Genomic DNA, 16,441 nt, shown 5'->3' with positions numbered 1-16,441 from the left:
CTGCTTATATCCGGCCCAAGACGGGCATAACTGGTAATAAGCGAGTCAATTGTGGTAAATAGAGTACGCGCACCCTTATAGTTGGGGGTGACAGTTGCATGATTGATAGATTATCGTATATATTGACGTATATACGTTCCGATACTGCTTATAGGACCCGCGTCCAAGCGACAGCTGGACGGACGGGTTTTGTTCATAGATATCTTTTTGGTGTGAAGCTGTTCTGCTATATTCGAAGAGTCGGTCCGTAAAGTCCGGAATCGGCAGATAGGCAGGATTTTAAAACGTGTGGAGTATCCAAGAGATTAACTAACAGGAAGCTCAGCCTCAGAAACCGGACATGCTTCAATGTTCGGAAATGGACTGGGCGTCCTGCGAATAGAGAGGGTGTACGTACAAAGTGGCCAGAGAAAACATAGTCATTAAAGGGGCACGGGCACACAACCTGAAAAATATTGATGTGACCATTCCGCGCGACAAGTTCGTCGTGCTTACGGGACTCAGCGGTTCCGGGAAGTCGTCCCTGGCCTTCGATACCATTTATGCGGAAGGACAGCGCCGTTACGTTGAATCGCTGTCTGCTTATGCGCGGCAGTTTTTGGGCCAAATGGACAAGCCGGACGTCGATTCCATCGAAGGGCTTTCGCCAGCGATCTCGATCGACCAGAAGACGACCAGCCGGAATCCCCGGTCTACGGTCGGAACCGTAACGGAGATTTACGATTACCTGCGTCTTCTCTTTGCGCGTATCGGGAAACCGCACTGCCCCATGCATGGCATCGAAATCACTTCCCAGACCGTCGAGCAAATGGTCGACCGGGTGATGGAATATCCGGAACGGACGAAGCTTCAAATTTTGGCGCCGCTTGTTTCGGGACGAAAAGGCGAGCATACCAAGCTGCTTGCCGATATCCAGAAGCAGGGTTTCGTCCGCGTGCGGATTAACGGAGAAATTATGGATCTCTCCGACAAGATTACTCTAGAGAAGAACAAGAAGCACAACATCGAAGTTGTTGTTGACCGTATTGTGGTTAAAGAAGACGTTCAAAGCCGATTGGCCGATTCCCTGGAGACGGCGCTAAAGCTCTCCGAAGGCCGCATTATCGTCGATATTATCGACCAGGAAGAACTGCTCTTCAGCCAGAATCTCGCCTGTCCGGAATGCGGGTTCAGCATCGATGAACTGTCTCCGCGTATGTTCTCCTTTAACAGTCCGTTCGGAGCCTGTCCGGAGTGTGACGGTCTCGGCAGTCAGATGATCGTAGACCCGGACCTTCTGGTGTCCGATCCGAATAAGACGATCGACCAGGGTGCTTTTGAAGCGTGGGCGGGAAGCACATCCACTTACTACCCTCAATTCCTGGCGGCCGTTTGCAGCCATTATCATATTCCGACAGATGTTCCGGTGTCGGAACTGACCCAGGATCAGTTCAAAATCATTCTGTACGGCACAGACGGGCAGCGTGTCCGCTTCCGTTATCAGAATGAGTTCGGAACCGTCAAGGACGCCTACGTGCCGTTTGAGGGCATTGTACGGAATTTGGAGCGCCGCTACCGCGATACCTTCTCGGATGGAATCCGGGAACACATTGAGGCGTACATGAGCTCCAAACCGTGCCCGAAGTGTAAGGGCCAGCGTCTTAAGCCGGAGACTCTTGCCGTAACGGTGGGGGGAACCAACATTGCTCATGCCACGGAGCTTTCCATCGGAGACGCTCAGAACTGGTTTGAGGAACTTGACGGAGGGCTGTCCGAGAAAGAGCGGACGATCGCTCACCTGATTCTTAAAGAAATCAAAGCCCGCCTGGGATTTCTAGTGAATGTAGGGCTGGATTACTTGACTTTGCACCGGGCAGCTGGAACGTTATCCGGAGGCGAGGCCCAGCGTATCCGGCTGGCCACTCAAATCGGCTCCTCGCTGATGGGTGTCCTCTACATTCTGGACGAGCCGAGTATCGGCCTTCACCAGCGTGACAATACCCGTCTGATTCAGACGCTGGAGCATATGAGAAATCTGGGGAACACGCTGATCGTGGTGGAACATGACGAAGACACCATGATGGCTTCCGATTATATTATCGATATCGGCCCGGGCGCGGGTATTCATGGGGGACAAATCATCGCCCAAGGAACGCCGGAAGAAATCATGAACAATAATAATTCCCTGACAGGTCAATATTTGAGCGGCAAAAAGTTTATTCCGATTCCGGCGGAGCGGCGCAAACCGAACGGGAAGTGGCTCGAAATCAAAGGAGCCAAAGAAAACAACCTGCGCAACGTAAGCGCGAAATTCCCGCTGGGAGTATTTACTTGCGTAACGGGTGTGTCGGGCTCCGGGAAAAGTACACTTATCAATGAGATCTTGTATAAGACTCTGGCACGTGATCTTAACAAGGCTAAGGTACGCCCAGGCTTATACCGTGAGATGAAAGGTCTGGAGCACGTGGACAAGGTCATTGATATCGATCAATCGCCAATCGGACGGACTCCGCGTTCCAACCCCGCAACGTATACAGGGGTCTTCGATGATATCCGTGATCTCTTCGCATCCACGACGGAAGCGAAGATCCGCGGCTACAAGAAGGGGCGTTTCAGTTTTAACGTGAAAGGCGGACGCTGCGAGGCCTGCAGAGGCGATGGGATCATCAAGATCGAGATGCACTTCCTTCCGGACGTTTATGTGCCATGTGAAGTCTGCAAAGGCAAACGGTACAACCGTGAAACGCTCGAAGTCAACTATAAAGGAAAGAGCATCTCCGATATCCTGGATATGACCATTGAAGATGGCTGCGAATTCTTTGAAAATATACCGCGGATTCACCGCAAGCTTTATACTCTTCTGGATGTAGGTTTGGGTTACATGAAGCTGGGGCAGCCCGGAACGACCTTGTCCGGCGGGGAAGCGCAGCGTGTGAAACTGGCGGCAGAGCTTTACCGCCGCAGCACGGGTAAGACGATCTACATTCTGGATGAGCCGACTACGGGGCTGCATATTCACGATATCGATCGTCTGCTGAAAGTTCTCCACCGTCTAGTGGAGAACGGAGATTCTGTCCTGGTTATCGAGCATAACCTGGATGTAATCAAAACGGCCGACTACTTGATCGACCTGGGTCCTGAGGGAGGCAGTCGTGGGGGCGAAATCGTCGCGGCCGGCACACCGGAATCCGTCGTCAAAGTAGAAGGCTCCTATACCGGCCAGTATCTCAAACCGATACTGGAGCGCGACCGCAAGCGTTCGGACGATTATGCCGAGCGTGCGAAGGAAATGCTGGAGGACGCGGTCAGCTAAGGGAAGAACTATTCGGTTCGGACCGCCACCAGCGGCTTGCAGCAAAAAAGAAGCAGGAATTAAAGCGGGCATCGCTTTGTTCCTGCTTTTTTGTGTCCGGTTCGGTAGAGAAAATAAAGAGAAAACGGGCGGAATCGTCTTTAAACGACCCTGCCCGTTTTCTATAGGTTTTTAAGATTAAATGGGAATGATAACCAAGTTCTGTACGAACTTAAGGAATGCTGTGACCCGGCAAATGAACCTGAAAATGAACCTGAATTCAGCTCATCCCCAGCCTTTCGTATTAGGAAGCTACCGTAAGGATTTCCGTCAATTTTTCCTGGAATGCAGGTGCTCCTACACGAAGATAGAACTGATGGAACGTTTCCTCGGGACTGCGGTTTTCCTTGTAGAAACGGATAAGCTCGGCAAGGACCGGACCTACGTCGTCTCCTTTGACACGGCCCTTCAGACCGGTGTTAAACTGGGCCCCGGGACCGAGAATGCCGCCGACCGCGATATCGAACGCATCTACCGGGCCGTCCGGCGTTTTAACGAGCGTACCCTGTAGGCCGATGTCCGCGATTTGTTTCTGGCCGCAGGCGTTCGGGCAGCCGATGAAGTGGATGCGGACTTCTTCGTCCAGGTCTACATGGGCGTCCAGATACTCGGCAACGCGGCGCGCGCGTTCTTTGGTTTCTACGATCGCCAGGTTGCAGAATTCGTTGCCTGTGCACGATACCGTCCGGCTCATGAAACGTTTCGGGAACGGCGTCAGACGCTGCAGCACGGTTTCCTGGAGAACATCGTCCACCCGGTCATTCGGGATATCCGACAGAATGATGTTCTGCGACATGGTCGTGCGGATCGTGCCTTGGCCGTACTGGTCCGAGATGCGGGCCAGCTCACGCAGCTCTTCCGCATTAAGCCGGCCTACCGGCACGTTCAGGCCGATGTAGCTGTAGCCTTCCTGCTTTTGAGGGTGAACGCCGTCAAAATATGCCGCTGTCCAGCCGACAACTTTCTCTTCTCCGCGGGTTGGCATAGGTCCGGTCAGCTCGATGAGCTTCTCCAGAAACTTCTCCGGGCCCCAATCGGCCACGAGAAACTTCAGGCGCGCATGATGGCGCTTCTCGCGATAGCCGAAGTCACGGAAAATAACCGTTACCGCGGTGGCGACTTTCAGCACTTCTTCCGGACGCACGAAGAGGTCAAGCTGCTTGGCGAGATGAGGCTTTGCGGAAAGACCGCCGCCGACCCAAGCATGGAAGCCGAGCACTTCTTCTCCGTCAATGACTTTAACGGCCGGTGTAAAACCGAGGCAGTTAATTTCGGCATGAGCCGAGTTATAGACGTTGCTGGAAATCGACATTTTATATTTACGCGGCAGGTTGGAGAAATCTTTGTTCATCAGGAAGAAATCGTTTACTTCATTTACCAGGGCAGTGGTGTCCATAAGCTCATCGGGATCGATGCCTGCCAGCGGATTGCCGACAATCGTACGCGGGCAGTCGCCGCAAGCTTCATAAGAATAAAGGCCGACTTCTTCCAGCCGTTTAAAGATATCGGGGAGGTTCTCCACGGTCAACCAGTGAAACTGAATCGCCTGACGCGTTGTGACGTCGACCAGATTCCGTCCGTAATCTTCCGCGATGGCGGCTAGTGCGCGGGCTTGGGCGCTGGTCAATACGCCGGAGTTGATGCGAACGCGCATCATAAAATGGCCGTCCTTAGGCTTTTGCTGATAAACACCAGCCCATTTGAATAAATTCATATCGTCTTCAGGAATGGAATCGTATCCTTCCAGAGCATACTTTTCAATAATGGTACGAATCACATCGAGTCCGTCTTTTTGAAGCTTGACGAGCTCCATTTTGTTCAGCTTTGACGTGTCTTGTGTCCAGATCGGTTGATAAGCCATGCTTGCGACCTCCCTTTTATACGTAATTCCGATAGAAAAAGTGTGAAATAGGATAGGTTGATCGTATCATATTTAGGTCAGGGCGTAAATCCGTAGGGGGCCAAAGCGGGTATAAACAATTATTATGAAAGAGACAGGTTTTGTTTATAATTGACCGCTCTATTCATAGAAATGAATAAATCGTGACAAACTTGTTAACATCAAGACTAGGGCCTTGCATCTTGACACCGATAGAGCTAACATAGAGAGTAAAAGGCTATTTCGTTAGGTTACCTGGTTGGATAAATGAAGGAGGTCTCTCAATGTTATTTGCAGAAGAGGCAGCACAAGCATCCAGTTTTTCCGGATTCGATCCATTTGTGATCATCTTTACGATCCTGATCGCAATCGGTTTGGTCCGTCTGTTCGCGGCCAAAAGAAAAAACGTTTTCGCGATAGCATTCGCGTTGGTTAGCTTGGCTGTATTCCTTTTCATGGATGTCGTCATGATCAAAGGCTGGTAACAAGCTGCCGCTTACAAATAGCAGCGCATGAAGAAAAGCCCCTTATCTTCGGATAAGAGGCTTTTCTTTTTGTTTTATTCGGTCGCTGGTCGAGGCCGATATGAGAGGGTTACACCCACCACATGTCGCCAAGCGGTTCTTTGATAAGAATCTGCTGAAGGTTCTCGACGGCTTTCGTGAAGCCTTCGTTAACCGACATGAGGCCGTCTTCGTGCTCAATGCTCACGACATAGTCGTAACCGACCAAACGCAGGGCGCTGATGATATCTGCCCATGTCTTCATATCGTGGCCATAGCCTACGGTGCGGAACTGCCAAGCGCGATCCAGCATAAGCGAGTAAGACTGCATATCGGTAATGCCATGCTTGTTTACGTTGATCGGATCGATCGAAGTGTCCTTGGCATGGAAATGATGAATCGCATTTTCGCGGCCAAGAATTTGAACGGCTTGCACCGGATCGATTCCCTGCCACCACATGTGGCTCGGATCCAGGTTCGCGCCGATTACTTCGCCGGCCGCTTCGCGCAGACGGAGCAGGGTGCCCGGTGTATGAACGGAGAAGCCGCCGTGCAGCTCAAGGGCGATTTTCAAGCCGCGGTCCGAAGCGAATTTACCGGTTTCGGTCCAGTAAGGGATCACTTTATTCGTCCACTGCCAGTCGAGAATTTCCTGAAAATCGTTCGGCCAGGGAGCAACGGGCCAGTTCGGGTATTTGGCATCCTCGTGATCGCCCGGGCAGCCCGAGAATCCGTTTACGACAGGCACTTCAAGCTTCTCAGCCAGTTCGAGCGTACGGATAAAATCTTCGTGGAACTGTTTGGCTATCGCCTTTTGAGGATGAAGCGGATTGCCGTGGCAGCTGAGTGCGGAAATCGTCAGGCCGCGGGAATCGAACGCATGTTTAAAAGCTTTCAGCTTGCTTTCGTCGGCAAGCAGTTCTTCGGGTTTGCAGTGAGCGTTACCCGGGTAACCGCCGGTACCGATCTCAACGGCTTCAAGGCCTTTTTCTGCAATGTAATCGAGTGCTTCTTCTAGAGGTTTCTGTCCGAAAAGGACGGCAAACACGCCTAGCTTCATTTTTGTACACCTCCACGGATTTTAAAAAAAGAACGCGCGTACACTCATTATATCACCGCTTTGCCCGGAAATGAAGCGGACAGCCTCAGCAAGTTCCGTCAAGGAAATCACTCCTGCTTTTTACGGAAAATAAAAAGGGCCTTCCCACCTGCCGCCATTAAAAGGGGAGATGGAAAAGACCTTTGTACACGCGCATAACCACGTCGGGGTTATTCAAATTAATGATAATGGCAGCGACGACAAGCGCCTGGGTCAGGAGGCATCTCATATAGAAGTATGGCTTGGATACCTTTCTGCGGATGACGGTCGTCTTGCCGAGCAAATTCTCAATCGCGATAATGACCCCGTGATAAACCCCGTAGATCAGAAACAGCCATGAGAAGCCGTGCCACAGTCCCATCAATGTCATAATGAATATCGAAAGTCCGGCGGTCATGAGCTTGGATGGCGTTTTGCGGGAAAAGAAAATGAAAATATGATCGCGGAACCAATCGCCCAAGGTCGCATGCCAGTTACGCCAGAACTGCGTGAGGGTGGGAGAGAGGAACGGTTTCTTGAAGTTTTCGGGAATTGTGAAGCCCATCAGACGGCCGAAGCCGACGGCAATGTCCGAATAGCCCGAGAAATCCATGTAAATCATCAGATAAAACCAGATCATCAAGAAAAGGCTCTGATGCGTATGAAGCTCCTGGTCCATCACTTTATTGAACAGATCGGTCATCCAGACGACCACGACGACTTTTTTGAAAAGGCCTAAAATAATCCGTTTCACGCCGGCCTCAAACTGGGGCGCATCCACTTTATACGGCACTTTTACATCGGCCATGAAGTCCCGGAACTTTAAGATCGGCCCCGAAGTAAACGTGGGAACGAACAAAATATAGTTCACGTAGTCGATAACTTTGGCTTGGCCGTCTTTGCCGAAAAAATAAGCGAAATACAGCGCATCGATAATTTTGAGCACGTTGAACATGATGCCGAGTGTCATCACGCCGTCTGCCAGGAGTGAAGTGGAGTCCTGCTTGCCCAGCATGTGAAACAGGACGACGGCCCCTATATTGGCGAGAATGAACAGCGCGAACGCGAATTTCCGCCAGACGGGCGTACGGCACAGATACACGAAGAAAATATAATTAAGCAGCGTATAGGCGATATAGAACGCAAACAGTTTGCCGCTCCACAGAAAAAGAAAGCCGAGATTGAATAGCAGCATCAGGATACGTTTGTTCTGCGGCCATTTTCTCGTCGCCATCAGCACGAACACCATGCCGCACATGGCGAGCAGCGCGTTCATGTTCAAATAAAACATAACAGGGCTCCTTCAACGGACGGAGAATGAGTGAGTCGATACATAAACATAAGCGGACAGGTTAAGCCCCAGGGGTGAGCAAGGGGCTAAAACCCTTCGTAAATAAACAAACCTTGTCCGGTAAAATAAACAAGTACCAAGTAAAGCATGGCCACATAAATCAGGACTTCGAAAGTTTTCTTAAAGAAAGCAGCCATTCGTCAACCTCCTTCGTAAACAAGGGAGCCCCTTCCTCCCGGTTAAGGTGGACGAGGTCATGAAAGTACTTGGGCGCGTAACGGTCCATGAGATCAAGCACGGGAACGTCCGCGGCTTTAAGACGCGCATTCACTTCCTGCTTCATGGCTTCGACATAGGGAGGCTTCACGTGATCCTGGCGGAAAGGCATCCAAACGACGCGGAGCGGAATCCCTTTCTCCCGGCTGTAATCCAGCACCCACTGGAGCGCGTCCAGGTTGTCTTCCATGTCCTTGAGCGTCATCCAGTTGTAATCCTTCTCGTACCGGGTCCAGCTCTTGGTCATCGCCTCTTCCGCAGCATACCCGTGATACAGTTCCTTGTCGATCCAGCGTGGCTCATAAGCGAGATTTCCCTGAAAAGCGAGATTGCGGACCAGTTCCTTGCCCGCATCCAGGAAGTCCGCCCGGTACGCGTACACGTACGGCTTGTACCAAGGCTTGTTCCACGGGAACCGGTAGTCGGTTTCCATTTTGTCCAGCAGCGTATGCACATCGATGCCGATGACCAATTCATCTTTCACGGTGTACAGACCGCGCTGAAGAATTTGCTGCAAATCCGTCAGCTTCCCGTAGGACAAACCCATTTCAACCAGCTTGGCTGCCGACTTATCCTCAATATAAGCCCCCGTAACGGAGGAATTGCCGTAAAATACGGCTCCCGTGCGCGACCAGCCGTGATGGTAGAGCGTCTTCGTAAAGTCGTCCTTGCCGAACCGGCGGCTCGTCTCCAGCGGATTCCACCACATGACGAGAGCTTCAGCGACCACAAAAATAAGAAGCAGCCCCAGGACGAAGCTGTTCTTCTTGAAAAAAGCGAGTATGTTCACACGATCACTCTTTATAGGGATTTTTGTTGCCAAGCATGGTACTGCTCACGGAAAGACGCCGGCCAGTTGGCCTCATCCATACCGTATTGAGCAAGGAACGCAAACGCCCAGCGCTCGATGCCGAATCCTACGCAGCCGGTAACGGCGGCACGCTTGCCGACTTTAATGTCAAAGGCGTTGCCGAAGGTGTTGCTGTGGAAGTTGACGGAACTGCAAGCGATAGACTTGTCCAGGTAAGGAATCGTCAACCGCAGCTCGTATTTCATCTCCTGGTTGCGCTGGAAGGACGCTTTTACCTGAAAATCGTTGGTGAAAAACGGATCGTTCGCAATTTCAAGCAGGCTGTCGACTTCCCACTCTACGGCAAGCTCTTTAATGTATTCGATGGATTTCAGACGATTTTCCTTCACGAAGTCCGGTTTTCCCACAAAAATAATTTCCCGCATCGAGAAATCGAGCAGACGGCCGAAATCGGTATGGTTCTTGGACTCGAACCGATGACATTTCGCGACAGCCGTTACGACGATTCCGTCTCCTTCGAGAGTTTCGCCTTGGAGTCCTTCGTAGCAGTGATAGCAGGTAGAAGGGTTCATGGTGAACTTAGGCTTCGGCATAGTAGCGTTCAGATCAAGCGGAAGCTCGTCCTTCCAGCCGCCGGTAGCGCGAATGGAGTCGGAGAAGGATTCGATCACGTCGAGATCTTCGCGCAAATGTGTAAGGAAGTGGATGTGCTCCGGAAAAGAGGTAAAGTGATTCGTTTTGTTCAAAGTTTCCGAGTGAATGACGGCCGGGTAGGACTCTTCCGTTACTTGGAAACGGTTGGCGATCTTCGTAACGAACGAATAGTCAAGAAACCGCATAAGAGAGGAGAACGGCTCACGGAAAATAAACAGGCCCGGCTCCAGCACTTTAATGCTTTTGCTTTCCACGAGTTCGCGGATAATGTCGCCGCTGTAGGGAACGGAAACCTCGTTGCGGAACAGGACATTTTCTTTAAAACCGAAGTCGCCCTTGGAGAAGCGTTCGATAAGACGCTCTACGCGTTCGCGGATCGCTTCGTCTCCGTTCGGGGACGTATGGATAATCCGGAGATGTCCGTCTTCCAGGGAAATTTCCTGAATGTGCTCATCCACGAAAGCGGATGCGTATTTAACCTGTCCGTGCTGGCTTTCGGAAAGCCGCTCCAGCGATATTTTGCATTCCATGGTGTTACCTCCCGGTTTTCGTGGAAATGAATTGGGCGATCTCGCGAACGGTGTTCATCGGATACAGCATCAGATCTTGATTCGTCACTTGAATGCCGTACGTTTGCTCGATATGCGCGATCAGTGCCGTGGCACCCATCGAGTCGATAAAGCCGTAATCGAACAGATGAACGTCTGTGCCGAAATCCTCGTCGTCTTCTTCAATCTCATAGCGGCTTTTGATGTGTTCTTCCAGCTGCTTCATGATTTCTTCCATAGTCAGTCGGGCCTCCCGGGCAAATAGGGTTGTGTAAAGAAGGCGTACAGCCGGATGGACCGTAGGACGGCAGGCACCGGCTGTACACGGGATCAGGCAGGTATCATCCGGCCGATCCCTTTTTATTTGGTTAGAGACAAGCGGATGGCCGTCTTATCTCCGTAACGTGTAAGTGTATACGTGCCGGTCGCCGCATCCTGCTCAAGCTTGATATCGGCCGGGTTTCCCTGAATGGTCAGTCCGGCCGGACTGTAGATCTTGATCTGCTGCAGACCGGCCGCCTGCAGATCGAGCTTCCAGATGCCGCTCTCGCGGGTATCCAGCTCGAACGGCACATTGGCACGGACGATGTGGGCTTCCCCGGCAGGCTTGCCGATATGAAGCTGCGCGTCACGGGCTAGGCCGAGATACAGCTTGCCGTCGCGCTCCGTATATACGTCGGACTTGGCGGCTAGGGAGTAAGGCGCGTATTTCTCGCCTTTCTCCACGACAACGCCCGGCGTATTGGCGTACTCGGCCGCCTGCTTCGGCACGGCCGACGTATCCGCTCCGATCGTGAGAGACAGATGCAGGCCCTTGCCCGAAATCCGGTCTTTCACTTCGTCCAAGATGTAATCGGCCCAGGTACGCTTCACCGTTACCTGTGTAGTCAGCGTCGTCAGGAAGGAACGGGCCATTTGAGGTTCCGTCATAAAGTTATAATCGTATTGATTCCGAATGTCATCGAGGAAGGAAGCGAATTCCTCCAATTCACCTGTGCGGGCAGGGAAATGATACTCGATGTGTTCGAAGTAATCAATGGGCATATCGCGTTTAACGTAAGAATCATAAATATCGACCGTAGAGCTTTCACCCGTTTTGCGAAGTACGGGAGCCGGCGTGTAAATCAGCATGGGCTGATCGCTGCCGGTCTTGTCCTTCGTCAGCAGGAAAGGAAGCCCCCAGATGTAATCCGTACCGAGCCGCGGCTCCGTAGGCGTGTGAGACGGCGTAAAGCCGAAGTTGAACCAGATTCCCTGCTCGTTCTCGTTACGGAGCGTCTGGAGACGGTCCGGGAAGTTGATCCGCCAGGTGTGCTGATTCGTCCCGGGCATCGTCCAGGGCAGGCCGAGTTTCTCGAACGCCTGCTTGTGCAGGGCGATCTCCTGCTTCTCCTGGGCGTCGCTGACGAAATTGTGCACGTATATGTGCGGATACAATTCGAGATGGTTCTGCTTCGTATACTGCAGGAACTCCTGCAGCTCCGCCTTGTAAGGGAAAGCCGGCGAATCAACCGGAACCGGCGAGCCGAATTCCAGCTGCCCGACGATCAGGTCCTCCACGCCGTCGTGATTCACGTCGTGCCAGACCGGCACGGAGTTGTGCCCGCCGACCAGGGCGTTCGTGCCCATCTGATTCAGCGTGGCGCCGTTTACGCTTCCCTGGGCGGTGAAGGTTCCGCCGCTCTCTTGGCGGAACACGCGCAGATCTCCCTCGTTGCTGCCGACAACGAGGTCGGCCCGGCCGTCGCCGTCCATGTCACGGACGGACGGCGCGGCGTACTTGGCGCCGACGTCCGCGACTACGGCGCCGGCGGAGAGGCGCAGCGCGCCTGCCTGCGGCGCGCGGTACACCCGGACCTTGCCGTCGGCGTCACCGACGGCAAGGTCCGGGAAGCCTTGGCCGCCGAGGTCTCCCGCGGCGGCGAGAGCCGGTCCGGGCACCTTGATGGGCCCGGACGGGTCCTGCAGGGCGGTCAGCGGCGCGAACCGCCCGCCGTCTTGGCCGAGCGCGATTTGCACGGCCCCGGTGGCATCGCTGACGAGAAGATCGATCTTCCCGTCGGCGTTCCAGTCCACCGCATGCACGGAAGCATGCGGACCGGTCTTGAGCGGCTGGCCGCTCGCCAGCAGCAGCTTCTCCGGCTTGCCGTACACGTCCGGCAGTTTGAGGCCGCCCGGCGCGGGATCCCGCTCGTAAGCCTCGGGCTTTGGTCCGAGGTTCGGGTACACGTAGACGTACCCGTCGCTGCTGCCGGCGAGAAGGTCTTCCTTCCCGTCCCCGTTAATATCCGCAAACGCCGGTACGAGCCGGTGCGGGCCTTCCACGGGGTCGGCCAGCGATTTGTAGTCCGGGTACTCCGCCAGGCGTATGGCGCCTTCCTCGGACTGCAGATGCATGCCGCTGCTGTAATAGGAAGCGGGCGATTCTCCGCTGAACTGCGGCTTCTCGTTCGATCCGCCGTTCAGGTGGACGGAGACGCTCTCTTTCCACTGCCCCCAATAGAAGGCGGAGCGGACCAGCGAGAAGGACGGGATCTGATCGTACTTCTTCGTCAGCTCCGCCCATTGGATCGCTTCCTTGTCCTTGAACGCGGGCATGGCCTCGAAATGGTTCTGGTAGGACATGGCCGGGCGTCCGTAAGGACCGAGTACTTTGGTCACGCTGTACCCGTAGGTTTCCTTGGACACGTAAGAGACAAATTCCGTGCGGAACTGGGCGTTGGCCGCCGAGAAAGCAAAGTGGAAGTAAGGCTCCAGCTTCAGGTCTTTCTTGTCGAAATAGGCGGTGCCCGGTTTCAGGCTCCGCTGCTGATCGTATTTGGCGGCCAGACTGCCGAACCCCTGCGCGGGGTCCGTGCCGCTCTGAAGATCGTAGCCTGTAATAAAGTACCGGTTGGGCAGGAAGGTGCTGCTCAGAAGTACCGTTCCTTTGCCGACTTTATTGACGGCGACGAGCGCTTGCCCGTTCAGCGTAACCAGCGGCTGCGCCGTTGAAGGGTCAAGGCCGTAGCCCCAATAGAAGCCCGGAAGATTGTCCATCGTCTCGCGTTTGAAGAAATTATCGCTGAATAGTTTGATGACTTCCTGCATGCCTTGAGCGTTCACCGGGACGGCCGGATACTGAAACTGCGGTTTGGCCTGCGGCGGCGCTATGAGCTGCGTCTGATAGGCTCCCAGAAAATCGGCGGGAAACTTGCTTGCGAACGCGTTGTCGAGAAGCAAATGCCCTCCGTTTTGCACATAGTCCTGGAGCTTCTGGATGTATCCGTTGTCGGGTATGTTTGCGAGCTCCGGGTCCGGCACGACCGCCTCGTACGATTGCAGCTTGCGGGCCGATACTTCGTCCATCGGTTTCCGTTCAAGCTCCAGATTCGCCGCCAGCGACTGCCGGAACTGTTCGAATGCCGCCGTATCATAGCGATCGCCGCCGGTTGCGTACAGAAGCCGGACCTGCTCCTTCTTCCCGGTGAGGAAGGCTGCGGCTCCGACTGCCAGAAGAAGAGCGGCCAGGCAAAATACCGCTATGGCGGTTCTTTTTTTCGACAAATTCATCCCTCGATTTTTGTATATGATCCTTGCCATTATAGCACTTCTCCCTCCGTTTGTTAACTTTGGGGGCGGCTGCGGCGCGGTTCCGCGCATTCGTCGAATCCGAAAAATTTTGCCGAAAATTAGGTTCATAATTAAAACCCCGGGCGCCGATATATAGAAAAGGTGAATATTTACAACGCGAAATTATTCTGACAAATGGGGAGTTGCTATGAGTAACAAGTGGAGTGAGAAAGCAGCCGGAGTTTGGGAGAGCGCGGCCCGAAAAATAAAGAACCTTGCGCCGGCAAAAATCGCTTCGGGAGATCCGTCCGGACAGGGGCCGGGAAAAAGCTCGGTTCCGGCGCTGAAAGCGGTCGGGACGAAGCTGTTCGTCATCTTTTTTCTCAGCATTCTGGTCGCCGTTGTGATTGTGGGAACGCTGTCTTACCGGACATCCAGAAACGTTGTGGAAGAAGAGGTGTCGAAGGCGGCCCAGCAGACCGTCATCCAGACGGGGGAGAAGCTCGATTTTCTTTTCCGGACTTATGAGAAGATGTCGCTGGATATCATGATCGACAAAACGGTCGGAGCCTCGGTGGATCAACTGGCACGTCCGAACAATTCCGATTCGGATATCGCCATCGCCCGGATGAATCTCGACAGCAACCTTAAGAAATACTCGCAAACGGATGAGAATCTCGCGGGCATCTACGTTATTCCGCTGACCGAAAAAGGGATTCCCACAGGCTACGGCCAAGAGAAGCTCATTCAGGAGAACGCGGCGCTCATCAAAAGCGTGAAGGAAGCGGACGGCAAGGCGGTCTGGTTCGATTCCAAAATCAACGGCTATTTTACACAGCTTTCTTTCCCTACTTTCGGCGTGGCCCGTGTAATGAAGAACGATTACGGACAAAGCAATTACATGGTCCTGCTGGAGATCAAAACGGACTATCTGTATAACCAGCTTTCCAGCATTCGCGTCGGCCAGACGGGCAGGATCGAAGCGATGAATACAAAGCAGCAGCTGACGGTGACCGAGAAAGCCGACCATATCGGTCAGGCGGCACAGGTTAAATTGGAAGGCCAGCTTCAGGATCAGGGGCGAACGAAGGCGGACGTCAACGGCGAACAAAATCTGATCGTTTATACAAAAAGCAAACAGACGGGTTGGCTCATTTACGGCTACGCCCCGCTGGATGAAATCACGGAAAAAGCGAACGGCATTTTTGCGCTGACCGTGTGGGTGGCGATTATTTCCGCTCTGCTGGCGGTGGTGGTCGGCTGGCTGATGAGCCGCATGATCGGCAAACCGCTAGTCGAGCTGGGCCACCTGATGAACGAAGGGGAGAAGGGCAACCTGGCGGTACGCACTCTCTTCACCCAGCGTCAGGATGAAATCGGCCAAGTGGGCAAGAGCTTTAACGGCATGATGAGTAAAATCACGGATCTCGTCAACCAGACGAACCGCTCGGCGGACAGCGTTCTCGAAACGGCGCGCGAGCTGACGGACGCCTCGAAGAAGACCGCGCTTTCGGCACGGGAAATCGCGACGGCTACGGAAGATATCGCCGGAGGGGCAACAAGCCTGGCGGTTGCGGCCGAGAACGGAAACGATCTGACCACCAAAATTTCCGAACAGATGAAATATGTGATCGAGAAAAACATCCGGATGTCTATCGCCACTTCCGAAGTGCAGCAGATGAGTGAGCGGGGCATCGAGCAGATGGATGAGCTAACCCAGAAAACCATGCAGAGCGAGCAGATGACCCACTCTCTCGTAGACCGGGTCGATACGCTCAAGCAAAGCACCAGCTCTATCCGTAAAATTCTCGATGTACTTACAAAAATCACCGCTCAGACGAATATTTTGTCTCTGAACGCAAGTATTGAAGCGGCGCGCGCCGGAGCGGCGGGCAAGGGGTTCATGGTCGTGGCCGGTGAGATCCGCAATCTGGCGGACCAATCCAGAGAATCGATCGTGAACGTGGCCCATATCACAGAGGAAATCCAACGTGAGATGGACGCTACGGTAGAAGCGCTGTCGGCCGCATATCCGCTGTTCCGCGAACAGACGGAGTCGGTGAAGGAAGCGAACCAGATGTTCTCCTCGGTGAAAAACGAAATGGATAATCTGCTCATCCAGTTGGATGAGGTCTCGACTTCCATAAATGAGCTGAACGAGTCCCAGATGACGCTCGCCGATGCGATGACCAACGTGAGTGCCGTTGCGGAGCAATCTTCCGCGACAAGCGAGGAAGTCGCTTCCCTGAGCAGCGAGCAGCAGAGCGTGAGCGAAGGGCTGGTACGGCTGTCCGTGAAGCTGGAGGACGTTTCCAGCCAGTTGAGCGAATCGCTGACGAAGTTCAAGGTATAGAACCGGATCGGTACATCCATGAAAAAAAGCCCGGCCCACGCAGGTTCCTGCGGTGGCCGGGCTTTTGGTTTAAATGATGCCCTTTGCGGACGGGAGGGCAGCCTTGTGATGATTCAGGCTGTACCCCGATCCCTTTCTGTAAAAGGCCTTCAGTCGCTTGATGAA

At 53.5% G+C, this 16,441-nt stretch carries 10 protein-coding genes; 3 read left to right on the top strand and 7 right to left on the bottom strand.

Annotated elements, in window-relative coordinates; genetic code table 11:
• The first annotated feature begins 400 nt into the window (after positions 1–400).
• Positions 401–3,292 carry an excinuclease ABC subunit UvrA gene (uvrA, locus tag C4S74_RS18905; protein ID WP_103996848.1) on the top strand — a complete coding sequence of 964 codons (2,892 nt, stop codon included), beginning with the start codon at positions 401–403 and terminating at the stop codon, positions 3,290–3,292.
• A 283-nt stretch (positions 3,293–3,575) separates the two neighbouring features.
• Here the strand turns inward: uvrA and C4S74_RS18900 are convergent, their stop codons facing one another.
• Positions 3,576–5,192 carry a nitrite/sulfite reductase gene (locus C4S74_RS18900; protein ID WP_103996847.1) on the bottom strand — a complete coding sequence of 539 codons (1,617 nt, stop codon included), beginning with the start codon at positions 5,190–5,192 and terminating at the stop codon, positions 3,576–3,578.
• A gap of 302 nt (positions 5,193–5,494) precedes the next feature.
• On the opposite strand from C4S74_RS18900, the gene C4S74_RS18895 reads away from it, so the two are divergent.
• Positions 5,495–5,695: a DUF2759 family protein gene (locus tag C4S74_RS18895; protein WP_103996846.1), complete on the top strand. Its 201-nt coding sequence runs from the start codon at positions 5,495–5,497 to the stop codon at positions 5,693–5,695.
• A 109-nt stretch (positions 5,696–5,804) separates the two neighbouring features.
• On the opposite strand, the gene C4S74_RS18890 is transcribed toward C4S74_RS18895, so the two are convergent.
• The 6 genes from C4S74_RS18890 to C4S74_RS18865 all read right to left on the bottom strand — a co-directional run bounded on the left by C4S74_RS18890 (position 5,805) and on the right by C4S74_RS18865 (position 13,953).
• Entirely contained in the window at positions 5,805–6,773 is a 969-nt protein-coding gene (locus C4S74_RS18890; RefSeq protein WP_103996845.1) for a sugar phosphate isomerase/epimerase, read from the bottom strand.
• Positions 6,774–6,930: 157 nt separating this feature from the next.
• On the bottom strand, positions 6,931–8,082 hold the full coding sequence (locus C4S74_RS18885) for an MBOAT family O-acyltransferase (protein WP_103996844.1): 1,152 nt from the start codon (positions 8,080–8,082) through the stop codon (positions 6,931–6,933).
• Positions 8,083–8,242: 160 nt separating this feature from the next.
• Positions 8,243–9,148 (bottom strand): hypothetical protein, encoded by a 906-nt coding sequence (locus C4S74_RS18880; protein ID WP_103996843.1) that lies wholly within the window; start codon positions 9,146–9,148, stop codon positions 8,243–8,245.
• A gap of 11 nt (positions 9,149–9,159) precedes the next feature.
• A complete protein-coding gene (locus tag C4S74_RS18875; protein ID WP_103996842.1) occupies positions 9,160–10,353 on the bottom strand; it encodes a hypothetical protein in 1,194 nt (397 codons plus the stop codon).
• A 4-nt stretch (positions 10,354–10,357) separates the two neighbouring features.
• On the bottom strand, positions 10,358–10,609 hold the full coding sequence (locus C4S74_RS18870; RefSeq protein WP_103996841.1) for an acyl carrier protein: 252 nt from the start codon (positions 10,607–10,609) through the stop codon (positions 10,358–10,360).
• 122 nt (positions 10,610–10,731) lie between these two features.
• Positions 10,732–13,953, bottom strand: a complete 3,222-nt coding sequence (locus C4S74_RS18865; RefSeq protein ID WP_103996840.1) for an FG-GAP-like repeat-containing protein — start codon at positions 13,951–13,953, stop codon at positions 10,732–10,734.
• A gap of 178 nt (positions 13,954–14,131) precedes the next feature.
• On the opposite strand from C4S74_RS18865, the gene C4S74_RS18860 reads away from it, so the two are divergent.
• A complete protein-coding gene (locus C4S74_RS18860; protein ID WP_103996839.1) occupies positions 14,132–16,276 on the top strand; it encodes a methyl-accepting chemotaxis protein in 2,145 nt (714 codons plus the stop codon).
• Positions 16,277–16,441: the final 165 nt, after the last annotated feature.

The sequence above is a fragment of the Paenibacillus sp. UNC499MF genome (genome assembly GCF_900107975.1).
Taxonomy (GTDB): Bacteria; Bacillota; Bacilli; order Paenibacillales; family NBRC-103111; genus Paenibacillus_F.
The sequence above is the reverse complement of the archived record's forward strand: the minus strand, read 5'-3'. Positions and strand labels throughout refer to the sequence as shown.